Here is a 7880-nt window from a genome sequence, read left to right on the forward strand (position 1 = left end):
CCCCCGGCATCGGCCCGCGCCGCCAAGCCCTGGTGGCGCTGGTCCTGATCCCCGTGTTCGCGGCGCTCGCCCTGTGGGCGTTCTCCTGGCCCGCCTCACGCCTCGCACCGAACGACCTGCCGATCGGAGTGGCGGGCCCCGCCGACGCCGCCGACCCGGTCGCCCGTCTGCTGAACGCCGAGGACGGCGCGTTCGACGTGCACCGCTACCCCGACGCGCCCACCGCGACCACCGCGATCGAGAACCGCGACATCTACGGCGCCTTCGTCGTCACACCCTCGGGACCGTCACTGCTCGTCGCCTCGGCCGCCTCCCCCCTGGTGGCGCAGCTGCTGACCGGGATCGCCGAACAGCAGGCGCCCGAGGGCCGGACCGTGCCCGTCACCGATGTCGTTCCCGCGCCGGACGCCGACCCGCGCGGCACCGGATTCGGCGCCGGGGTACTGCCGCTGGGCCTCGTCGGGATCGCCACGGGCGCCGCGCTGAGCCTGATCGGGCTGCGCGGGGTGCGGCTGCTCGCCGGACTGGCGGGGTCCGCGGTCGTGACGGGCGTGGTCATCGCCGTGCTGACCCACACGTGGCTGGGCACTCTCGGCGGCGGGGACTGGCTGTCGGTCGCCGCCGCGCTGGCGCTGGTGATCCTCTCCATCGCCTCCGCGGTGGCCGGCCTGGTGGCGCTGCTCGGACCACCGGGCATCGGCATCGGCGCACTGGTGGTCGTGCTGCTGGGCAACCCGTTCTCGGGGGCCACCTCGGCGCCGGCCATGCTGCCCGACCCGGTGGGGACCATCGGCCAGTGGCTGCCCTCCGGCGCCGGTGCCTCCCTGCTGCGCTCGGTCGCGTTCTTCGACGGCGCCGCCGCCGCGTTCCCGCTGCTGGTCCTGGTGGGCTGGACCGTCGCCGGCATGGCGGCGGCCATCGCCGCCGGCGCGCGACGCCGCTCCGCTCCCGGTCCCGGCGACGGCGGCGCCCGCGCGGCGCGGCAGGGATGAGACGCCCCGGCAGGACGCCCAACCCGGTGGACGGTCGCGGACGGTCAGAGCGCCTTGACGAAGCAGCGGCTGCCCTGCTCGTGGCGGTAACAGCCGAACTTCTCCGCCGCCGGCACCAGCAGATAGCCGCTGGTCTCGTAGAGCGCGATCGCCTCGGGCTGCTGATCACCGGTTTCCAGGACCATGCGGGTACGCCCCGCGGACCGGGCCGACTCCTCCAGGCGCGCCAGCAGCACCCGGGACAGCCCACGCCCGCGCGCCTGCGTCATCACGAACATCCGCTTGATCTCGGCATCGCCGTCCGCGTAGCCCTCGGCGGCGGAGGTGTCTCGGGAACGCCAGCCGCCGGTGGCGATCGGGGAGCCGTCTGCGTCGTATCCGAGCAGGAACACGCCCGTCGGCGGGTCGAACATCTCCGGGTCGAGAGGCGTGACATCGCCCTCACTCCCGTAACGCACCGCGTACTCCGCCTGCACGATGTCGTTGAGCTTCCGCGCGTCGGGGTGGTCGAACCGGGCGATCACTATCCTCATGCGAACAACGTTACGAGAGAGCGTGAACGGGTTCGCCGCCGGTGCCGCCATCGGGAGAGGCCGCCGCGCGACGCCACACCACCACCCCGGCACCGCGACCGGTGGCACGCTCCGGCGGGTGGGCGATCCGCACGCGCGGTGGCGCGCATCGCGTAGGCTGCGACGTCGTTTCGCCCGACTCTGGAGAGCCCGTGTACACCGTCACCACCGTCAACGTGAACGGCCTGCGCGCCGCCGCCAAGAAGGGTTACCTGGACTGGCTGCGCGCCACCACGGCGGACGTGGTGTGCCTCCAGGAGGTCCGCGCCGAGGCCGACCAGCTGGCACCGGAGGTCCGCGATCCGGAGGGCTGGCACGCCTTCTACGCGCCGGCCGCCGCCAAGGGCCGGGCCGGGGTGGCGCTGCTGACCAGGCAGAAGCCCGAGCGGGTGCGCGTCGGCTTCGGGGCGGCCGAGTTCGAGGACTCCGGCCGCTATGTCGAGGCCGATCTGCCGGGGATGACCGTCGCCAGCCTCTACCTCCCGTCCGGAGAGGTCGGCACGGAGCGCCAGGAGGAGAAGGAACGCTTCCTCGACGCCTTCCTCCCCTACCTGCGGGAACTGCGCGAGAAGGCCGCCGCCGACGACCGCGAGGTACTGGTCTGCGGCGACTGGAACATCGCCCACCAGGAGGCCGACCTCAAGAACTGGCGCGCCAATCGCAAGAACTCCGGGTTCCTGCCCGAGGAGCGGGCCTGGCTCTCACGGGTCTTCGGCACCGAGGGCGGCTATGTGGACGTCGTCCGCGAGCGGCACCCCGACCAGGAAGGGCCCTACAACTGGTGGTCCTACCGTGGCCGTGCCTTCGACAACGACTCCGGCTGGCGCATCGACTACCACGCCGCCACCCCCGCGCTGGCGGCCCGCGCCACCGACGCCCGGATCGAGCGGGCGAGTGAGCACGCCGCCCGCTGGAGCGACCACGCGCCGGTGACCGTGACCTACCGCGCCTGAACCGGGAACCGGCCACGCCCGCGACGCGGGCCGAGGGACGCGACGGGGCGGCACCGTTCTCCGGTGCCGCCCCGCTCCGCTCACTTCAGCAGATCGTCGCCGTTGTCCTGGATGTGCTTGGCGACGGCGTCAAGCGCGCGCCTGACCTCCTCGTCGGAGCCACCGGCGCGCTCCTTGCGGTAGTACGCGGCGCCCAGCTTGCGCAGCGCGTCGTTGCCCGCGCGCTGCGCCTGGACCTCTTCGAACTTGTCCTTGCCCTGCTGGATGCCCCGCTGGGCCTGTTCCTTGGCACGGTCGAAAAACCCCGACATGCTCCGGTTCCTTTGTCTTCCCCGGCGGCCCCTGGCCGAGGCCACGCTCCTGGCATCACGCTACGCCGTCAACTGCCCGGCGCCCAACGGACGTCAGCGTGTCGGACCGGAGAGCCACCGGACGCCGACGGCCCGGGCGCGCGAGCGCGGGCGGGCGCCGGGTAGGCGCGGCAGGCGCGCCTTCACGCCCCGGTGGCGCCCCTGTCCGACGGGCGCGCGCCCCCACTGCCCCGGTCGTCCCGGACCGGCGCCTCGGCGGCCCGCGCCGCGTCCGCGATGCGGCGGGCCATCGGCCGTCGTTCTAGCGCGTCCAGTGCCTGGTCCACCAGCAGGCTCAGGGGGTGGTCGAGTTCCGCCTCCAGCTCGCGGGCGGCGGCACTCACCGGCATCACCGGGGTACTGGACCACGGCAGACGCGACATCGGCTCGCCCCTCCACACGGCGTGGGGACTGGCCCGGCGCTGGCCGGACGCGCGGCTGACCGTCGTCGAGGACGCCGGTCGCCAGGGCAACGCGGCCAGCCGCTCGCTGGTGATGGCCGCACTGGACCGGTTCGCCGCCCGGCCCTGAACGATCCAGGTCCGCTCCGCCGGAGCGACCGCTCAGGGCGGGCGGCCGAACCCTCATCGCGTCCAGGGGCCCGCCTTACGCTGACCCCATGCCCGCCGCAGACCGCCCTGTCCTCCACTCGGCCGCTTCCCCGGGGCCCAGTGCGCTGCTGTTCACCGGGACCGTCGGCGTCGGCAAGAGCTCGACGGCCGAAGCCGCCGGAAGCCTGCTGACGGCTGCCGGGGTCCCACACGCGGTGATCGATGTCGACGCCCTGCGGCAGTGCCGTCCGGCGCCGCCCGGCGACCCGTTCCACCAGGCCCTCACCCTCGCCAACCTGCGGGACGTCGCACGGAACTTCCGCGCCGCCGGCATGGCCCACCTGCTGCTCGCGGGCGTCATCGAGAGCCGGGACGAACGGCGGCGCTACGCCGAGGCCCTCGCCTCCCCGCTCGCCGTGGTGCGGCTGCGCGCGCCGGTGGCGGCGGTCGCCGCCCGGCTGCGCGGGCGCCACGCCGATGACGCCGTCGAATCCGGCGCACTGGCCTGGCATCTGGACCGGGCCCGGGAAATGGAAGGGATCCTGGACGAGGCCCGGGTGGCCGACCACGACATCGCGGCCGAAGACCCGCCCTCACAGGTGGCCTCAGCCGCGCTCACGGCCGTGGGCTGGCCCTGACGGGTCAGGAGAGGACGGCCGGTGGCACGGACGCCGAAGCGGCCCCACCGGGCATCGCGAACGCGTCGGCGACCAGCCCGTAGCTGCGCAGTCGCGCCTGCGCGCCGTGCACGTTGGCGGTCAGCATCAGCTCGTCCGCGCCGGTCCGGGCGGCCAGCTCCTCCAGGCCCGCGCGCACGGCGTCGGGTGTGCCGTGGACCGCGTGGGCCAGCCAGTCGTCGGCGATCAGCCGCTCGCGCCCGGTGAACGGATACGCCTCGGCCTCCTCGGGCGTCGCCAGCGGCTCCGTCTGGCCACGGCTGAGCCGCACCACGGCCAGCGCGCTGGTCAGCAGCTGCCGCCGCGCCTCGCGCTCGTCGTCCGCGGCCAGGACCAGCACCGACACCATCGCGTACGGCCGGTCCAGCACCGCCGAGGGGCGGAACGCCGCGCGGTAGGTCTCCAGAGCTGCCATGGTCCCCCGGGCCGCGAAGTGATGGGCGAACGAGAACGGCAGCCCCAGCCGTCCGGCCAGCTCCGCGCTGAACCCGGAGGAACCCAGCAGCCAGATCGGGGGCCTTCCGGTGCTGCCCTGGACCGGCCCCGGGACGGCGTGCACGCCCGCGTACGGGTGGCCGTCGGGAAAGTCGTCGTCCAGGAACCGCACGAGTTCGGTCAGGGACTGCGGGAAGCGGTCGGCGGCCTCCCGGACCCGGTCGTTGCCCCGCAGCGCGGCGGCGGTCAACCCGTTGGTGCCCGGCGCACGGCCGAGGCCGAGGTCGATGCGACCGGGCGCCAGCGCCTCCAGGGTGCCGAACTGTTCCGCGACGACCAGCGGCGTGTGATTGGGGAGCATGACCCCGCCCGAACCCAGCCGGATCCGGTCGGTGGACGCCGCCAGGTGGGCCAGCAGCACCGCGGGGGAGGAACTGGCCACCCCCGCCACGGAATGGTGCTCGGCCACCCAGAACCGGTGGTAGCCGCGCGCGGCGGCGAGCCGGGCGGTCTCCGTCGTCGCCCGCAACGCGTCGGCCGCGGTCTGACCGCTGCCCACGGTCGCCAGGTCCAGTACCGACAGGGGTACCGGAGCCTGCCCGGCCTTCTCGCCACTTACCGCGGCGGCGGCTCCCGCCGTCCCGTTCACCATCGTGCCCCTTCCTCGCGGGCCGCCGCCCGGGCGGCGGCACCGCCCCGGCACGGGCAGCCCTCACTGCCGTCCCTGTCGCCAACCGGGTGGTGGTCCGCTCCATTCCCCGCCGCTCGGGCTACGTCCCCCGCGCGCCGGACGGGAGCGCCACGGGGCACGGGCGATGCTGACCGCTCACCAGCACACCGCCGACCCGGCTCGGCCCCCCACAGGAGGAACCACATGGCCACGTGCGAGGTATGCGGGAACGACTACCGGATGGCGTTCGAGGTGCGCGCCGCCGGAGCCGTCCACATCTTCGACAGCCTGGAGTGCGCCGCCCAGCGCATCGCCCCGATCTGCGAGAACTGCGGCTGCCGCATCCTGGGCCACGGGCTGGAGACCGAGGACGGGCGCTTCTACTGCTGCGGCCACTGCGCCCGCGCGCAGGGCGCCGGGCAGCTGGTCGACCACGGCTGAGCGGCTCGACCACAGCTGAGCGGCCAAAGCTCGGCGACGGCCGCACCCGGGACCGGGCGTGCCGCGGGGCGGCGGGGCTCAGGGCAGATAGCGCTCGACCGCCGCCGGGCCGTACTCCTCCAGCAGCTTGCGGGCTTCCTCCAGTCGCTCCGGGGTCACGTCCCTGCCGGTCAGGCGCACCAGGTCCTCCGGGTCGACCGCGCCTTCGGAACCGGTGTGCAGCAGCCGGTCCGGCGTGGGCGGGTCGATGGGCGGATCGGTCGCGGAGTCCATGTAGGGCGGGTCGGCTTCGGGTCGTTGCGTCATCGGACACCTCCGGACACGGCAGCGACGGCCGCTCCGCTCCACCGTAGGACGCGGTCACCGGCCACGCATCCGCGCAGAGCGCGAGGCGAGCCGCCCGGACGGCGGCACGCGGAACCGCCGGTCAGCCGGCGTGCCGCTCCTGCGGCTCCGACGGACTGGGCGGCGGGCCGGCGAGGGGCGGCGGGGACACCGCGTGGAAGCTCACCCCGCCGCTGATCCGGTCGGCCTGGATCACCGGGCCGTGCTGGGTGCCGCCGCTGATCGTGTTGTGGGTGACGGAGCCGCCGGTCTCCGCGCCGGACTCGGCCCGCAGCTCGGCGAGCAGCTCCGCCAGCTCGGCCGCGGCGCGCGGGTCCGCGCGCAGCTCACGCCGTAGCCGGCTGCGCCACCCGGCCTCGATGTCCGCCACCGCGTCATGGTCCTCGGCCTCCCGCGCGGCGACGAGTTCGCCCCGGTCCGCCTCCAGTTCCTCCAGCTCGCGGGCGGCACGCGCGCCGTCGCCGTCCCGGGCGAAGAAGCGGGCGAGCCGCCCCTTCGCCTGTGCCCAGGCGTCGGTCACCATCAGTCCGACGAGAGTCGAGGCCAGTCCGGCCAGTTGGGCTTCCATCAGCGCGTCCCCCGGAGTCCGGCGCGGGCGGGCGCCCGCGCGACAGCAGTCGTCGCCCACCGTAGTGAGACCGGGACGCGCCCGGTAGGCCACGGGCCCGCTGTCGTACCCCCGTTCTACTGTGCGGAACACGTGCCGACCGGGCACGACGAAGGGGCGCGCCGCGCCGGGCCACGAGCCGGTACGCGGTACGAGGGAGGTCCACGATGATCACGGGCGAGACATGGGAGCTGGTCAGCCGCACGGACGGCGCCACGGTGGGCGAGATACGCGTCGAGGGTTCCGACTTCCCCTGGCTCACGGGCAGCTTCGCCGAACGCCCGGGCTTCGTCCCTCACCGCGCCCTGTTCGAGGACGCCGCCTCCCGCTTCGAGGCGGAGGAGTGGGACGCCTACGACATCGCCTGCGACCGGATCGAGGCGGCGCTCGCGCTCCACACCCCGGACGGGCGGGCCGTGACGGCCTTCCTGCTGCATCTGACGGGCGCCGAGGCCACGTTCCGCTGGCGGGACGAGCCGTCCCCGCCCTCTTGACCGGCGGCGGCGCCAACCACTCGCGAAACAGAACCCGAAGAGCCCGAAGAGCCGGGCATGCCGGAACGCAAAAATCCCGCCCGGTCGTATGACCGGGCGGGATCTCCGCCGACCGTTCACTCCTGGGTATGTGAACCGTCTCCGCTGTGGACCTGAGGGGATTTGAACCCCTGACCCTCTCGTTGCGAACGAGATGCGCTACCAGGCTGCGCTACAGGCCCCTGCGAACGACAAAACTGTAACACCCCGGCGGCCCCGCGCTGAAATCGGCCGGAGCGGGGCCGGGGACGTCATCGCAGCTCCATGCGCCGCGCCCACCACCCGGGCCGAACAGCGCCCGGTTCGGGGGCAGTCGGGCCCGGGACTGCGATGCCAGCGGCGCTCCCGCGCAGCACCCGGATACCGCCCGGACAGCCACCCACCGCGCTACTCGCCGGCGGCGCGGGGGCGGTCCTCGTCGGCGTACTGGTCGAACAGCGGGGTGCGCTGCGGCCGGGAGGAGTGGGTGGACGGCGGCGACTGCGCGGCGGCGGCGCTGCCGCCCACGGTCGTCGACCGGGCGGCGCTCCAGGTGTCCGGTGCGTCGAGGTCCACCCCCCGGTTACTGCGGGGCGCCACCGGCGCGTTGACATAGGTCGGCAGCGGCACGGGGGCCGGCTCCCAGCTGTCCGCGTCCTCGGGGGGCGCGCCCCCGCTGCGCTCCTGGTCCACCCACTCGGCGTGGTCGGTCTGCTCGACCAGGGCCCGCCGGCCCTCGGCGGCGGGCGACGGGGCGGGGGCCTCGACGACGGGC

General features: G+C 74.6%; 11 protein-coding genes, 1 tRNA gene and 1 pseudogene. 5 read left to right on the plus strand and 8 right to left on the minus strand.

The genetic code is table 11. The features are described 5' to 3' along the window. The first annotated feature begins 8 nt into the window (after positions 1-8). Entirely contained in the window at positions 9-992 is a 984-nt protein-coding gene (locus E0D90_RS21045) for an ABC transporter permease (protein WP_130799656.1), read from the plus strand. A 44-nt stretch (positions 993-1036) separates the two neighbouring features. Here E0D90_RS21045 and E0D90_RS21050 read toward each other — a convergent pair whose 3' ends face one another. Next, positions 1037-1525, minus strand: a complete 489-nt coding sequence (locus E0D90_RS21050; protein ID WP_103502102.1) for a GNAT family N-acetyltransferase — start codon at positions 1523-1525, stop codon at positions 1037-1039. Positions 1526-1716: 191 nt separating this feature from the next. On the opposite strand from E0D90_RS21050, the gene E0D90_RS21055 reads away from it, so the two are divergent. Next, positions 1717-2517, plus strand: a complete 801-nt coding sequence (locus tag E0D90_RS21055) for an exodeoxyribonuclease III (RefSeq protein ID WP_130799651.1) — start codon at positions 1717-1719, stop codon at positions 2515-2517. Between the two features lie 80 nt (positions 2518-2597). Here the strand turns inward: E0D90_RS21055 and E0D90_RS21060 are convergent, their stop codons facing one another. Next, entirely contained in the window at positions 2598-2828 is a 231-nt protein-coding gene (locus E0D90_RS21060; RefSeq protein ID WP_103502100.1) for a hypothetical protein, read from the minus strand. Positions 2829-3010: 182 nt separating this feature from the next. Further along, on the minus strand, positions 3011-3250 hold the full coding sequence (locus tag E0D90_RS21065) for a hypothetical protein (protein ID WP_130799652.1): 240 nt from the start codon (positions 3248-3250) through the stop codon (positions 3011-3013). Between the two features lie 236 nt (positions 3251-3486). On the opposite strand from E0D90_RS21065, the gene E0D90_RS21070 reads away from it, so the two are divergent. Further along, positions 3487-4056 (plus strand): P-loop NTPase family protein, encoded by a 570-nt coding sequence (locus E0D90_RS21070; protein ID WP_130799653.1) that lies wholly within the window; start codon positions 3487-3489, stop codon positions 4054-4056. Positions 4057-4060: 4 nt separating this feature from the next. Here the strand turns inward: E0D90_RS21070 and E0D90_RS21075 are convergent, their stop codons facing one another. After that, positions 4061-5182, minus strand: coding sequence for an LLM class flavin-dependent oxidoreductase (locus E0D90_RS21075; RefSeq protein WP_130799654.1), 1122 nt, complete (start codon positions 5180-5182; stop codon positions 4061-4063). A 222-nt stretch (positions 5183-5404) separates the two neighbouring features. Here E0D90_RS21075 and E0D90_RS21080 point away from each other — a divergent pair, with 222 nt between their 5' ends. Next, positions 5405-5641, plus strand: a complete 237-nt coding sequence (locus E0D90_RS21080) for a metallothionein (RefSeq protein ID WP_103502097.1) — start codon at positions 5405-5407, stop codon at positions 5639-5641. A gap of 78 nt (positions 5642-5719) precedes the next feature. Here E0D90_RS21080 and E0D90_RS21085 read toward each other — a convergent pair whose 3' ends face one another. After that, a complete protein-coding gene (locus E0D90_RS21085; RefSeq protein WP_374754132.1) occupies positions 5720-5947 on the minus strand; it encodes a hypothetical protein in 228 nt (75 codons plus the stop codon). A gap of 121 nt (positions 5948-6068) precedes the next feature. After that, positions 6069-6554: a hypothetical protein gene (locus E0D90_RS21090; protein WP_103502096.1), complete on the minus strand. Its 486-nt coding sequence runs from the start codon at positions 6552-6554 to the stop codon at positions 6069-6071. Between the two features lie 206 nt (positions 6555-6760). On the opposite strand from E0D90_RS21090, the gene E0D90_RS21095 reads away from it, so the two are divergent. Further along, complete coding sequence (locus E0D90_RS21095) at positions 6761-7087, plus strand: hypothetical protein (RefSeq protein WP_130799655.1); 327 nt, start codon at positions 6761-6763, stop codon at positions 7085-7087. A 147-nt stretch (positions 7088-7234) separates the two neighbouring features. On the opposite strand, the gene E0D90_RS21100 is transcribed toward E0D90_RS21095, so the two are convergent. Together E0D90_RS21100 and E0D90_RS26730 are read right to left on the minus strand one after the other, a co-directional pair. Beyond that, positions 7235-7308, minus strand: a tRNA-Ala gene (locus E0D90_RS21100). Positions 7309-7513: 205 nt separating this feature from the next. After that, positions 7514-7880: pseudogene (locus tag E0D90_RS26730) on the minus strand (hypothetical protein); the annotation flags it as partial.

The organism is Streptomyces otsuchiensis (assembly GCF_004305975.1).
GTDB classification, from domain to species: domain Bacteria; phylum Actinomycetota; class Actinomycetes; order Streptomycetales; family Streptomycetaceae; genus Streptomyces; species Streptomyces otsuchiensis.